This is a genomic window from Flagellimonas flava (assembly GCF_050617915.1).
GTDB classification, from domain to species: domain Bacteria; phylum Bacteroidota; class Bacteroidia; order Flavobacteriales; family Flavobacteriaceae; genus Flagellimonas; species Flagellimonas flava_A.
The window spans coordinates 1-2,546 of sequence record NZ_JBODQE010000021.1 but is presented as its reverse complement, the minus strand read 5'-3'; the positions used below and the strand labels follow the sequence as shown (position 1 = coordinate 2,546).

General features: G+C 51.4%; 2 protein-coding genes. Both read left to right on the top strand.

Annotated elements, in window-relative coordinates; all coding sequences use genetic code 11:
• Positions 1-174: 174 nt before the first annotated feature.
• Positions 175-1,698, top strand: a complete 1,524-nt coding sequence (gene istA, locus ACRHOZ_RS20800; RefSeq protein ID WP_431130157.1) for an IS21 family transposase — start codon at positions 175-177, stop codon at positions 1,696-1,698.
• A 19-nt stretch (positions 1,699-1,717) separates the two neighbouring features.
• On the top strand, positions 1,718-2,455 hold the full coding sequence (gene istB / locus ACRHOZ_RS20795; RefSeq protein WP_431130154.1) for an IS21-like element helper ATPase IstB: 738 nt from the start codon (positions 1,718-1,720) through the stop codon (positions 2,453-2,455).
• Positions 2,456-2,546: the final 91 nt, after the last annotated feature.

Below are 2,546 nucleotides of genomic sequence, written 5' to 3'. Positions count from 1 at the left end.
TGGAAACGCCGGACATAGTATACCACCCTCGCCGGATGAAAGTGAACCACCCTCGCCGGGCAAAGTGAACCACCTGCGCCGGACGAAAGTGAACCACCCTCGGGTTTGATCTATCTGTAAAATGCCAAAGGTCTTTTTTTGCCAAAAAGGACCATGGCGAACAAACAGATAGACATGCGAAAGATCAAACGTATCTACAAGCTGTACACCTCCGGTGTCAGCAAGCGGCGGATAAGCAAGGAATTGGGTATCTCCCGCAACACCGTCACCAAGTACATCGATTTCTTCAAGCGGTACAGGTTGACGGCCTACGAAGTGGAGAAGATGACCCTGGAGGAGCTGCACGGCCTGTTCAAGGATGATCAGAAGCCAAAGGGGCCAAAGTTGCTCACCTTACAGCAGTACTTCCCCTATTTTGACAAAGAGCTTCGCAAGACCGGGGTCACCCAACAATTGTTATGGGAGGAATATTATGCCAGGCACCCCGACGGCTTCAGGCTCTCACAGTTCAAGTACTGGTATGCCGAGTGGCGCAAGGAGACCTCCCCGGTGATGCGCATGGAGCACAAGGCCGGCGACAAGCTCTTCATCGATTTCACGGGCAAGAAGCTCACCATCGTCGACAGGGAGACAGGGGAGCTCAAGGAACTGGAAGTGTTCGTGTGCATACTCGGCAGCAGCCAATATACCTACGTGGAGGCCTGCGGCAGCCAAAAACTGGAGGATTTCATCCGCTGCACCGAGAACGCACTGTGGTTCTATGGCGGGGTGCCACGCGCATTGGTGCCCGATAACCTGAAGTCGGCGGTCACAAAGAGCAGCCGTTACGAACCAAAGGTAAACGAGGTCTTCGCCGACTTTGCCGAACATTACGAAACCGCCGTACTGCCCACACGCACCTATAGGCCAAGGGACAAGGCCATAGTGGAGAACGCCGTCCGCATCATTTACACAAGGGTGTTCGCGCCCTTGCGCAACCAGGTATTCCACTGCATAACGGATCTCAACATGGCGATAAGGGAACTGTTGGCAAACCACAACGACATGTCGTTCAGGGGAAGGGAATATTCCAGACGTTCGCTTTTCATTGAAATCGAGAAGGACGAACTGATGCCCCTACCGGAAAAACGCTATGAGATAAAACGGTACGCCCAGGCCACCGTCCACAAGAACAGCCATATCTACCTGGGCAAGGACAAACATTATTACAGTGTTCCCTACCGCCATATCGGCAAACAGGTAAAACTGGTCTATACCGACGGCATCGTCGAAGTCTACCACAAACAGGAAAGGTTGGCCGTGCACCAAAGGGACAAAAAGCGATATGGCTATACCACCGTGCCCGACCACATGCCCTCGCACCACCGTTTCGTCAGTGAGTGGAGCAGTGAAAGGTTCATTACATGGGCATCCGATATCGGAATGCACTGTAAAGGGTATGTCATCGCCATATTGGACAAGAAACAGCACCCGGAACAATCCTATAAATCCTGTCTTGGCATATTGCACCTTGCCAAGAAATACGGCAGAGGGCGTCTTGACAATGCCTGCAGGAGGGCATCGGAATACGGGGCCTACAATTACAATATGGTCGAGCGCATCCTCAAAAAGGGATGGGACAGACTCGACGAGCGAACCGATGAGAACCTACGAATGCCCGAACACCAAAACATCAGGGGCGGAAAATATTACGAATGATAACCTTAAAACATAACATATGAACGAAAAGACGATACAACAGATGAAGCAGCTCAGGCTACACGGCATGCACAGGGCCTTTGAGACCACCATGGAACTCAATGGCACCGGGACCGACTACACCAATGACGAACTGATCGCCTATTTGGTACAGTGCGAGTGGGACGACCGGCACAACCGCAGGATAGAACGCCTGACCAGATCGGCACGCTTCAGGTATGCCGCTGTAATGGAGGCCATAGACTACAGGCCTTCCAGGGAATTGGACAAAAACCTTGTACAACGTCTTGGGTCTTGCGATTTTATCAAAAAGAAGGAGAACATCCTTATCACGGGGAGTACCGGGGTCGGCAAAAGCTATCTGGCCTCGGCCATCGGCCACCAGGCCTGCTCCATGGGACGGAAGGTCATGTACTTCAACACCGCAAAGCTCTTCACCATGCTAAAGACATCAAAGGCCGATGGTTCTTACCTGAAACAGGTAAACAAACTTGAAAAACAGGACTTGCTCATCCTTGACGACTTCGGCCTGAAACCATTGGACAACATCAACAGGCATGCGCTGATGGAGATCATCGAGGACCGCCATGGCCAAAGGTCGACCATTATCGCCTCCCAACTGCCCGTACCGAAATGGCACGACATCATAGGGGAGAAAACCCTGGCCGATGCCATACTCGACCGTTTGGTGCACACAGCTCACAGAATCGACATAAAAGGTGAATCAATGAGAAGAAAATTGAAGAATAAAAACTAAGTTTAACCTATAGATGGATTAAATCCGAGCACTTAATTTGCTATGCTCAGTTTAATCCGGCGAGGGTGGTTCAGTTTGCCCGGCTCATCCA

Coding starts and splice junctions, on each gene's coding strand:
- istA (WP_431130157.1), top strand. CDS start 175: ATGCGAAAGATCAAACGTATCTACAAGCTGTACACCTCCGGTGTCAGC.
- istB (WP_431130154.1), top strand. CDS start 1,718: ATGAACGAAAAGACGATACAACAGATGAAGCAGCTCAGGCTACACGGC.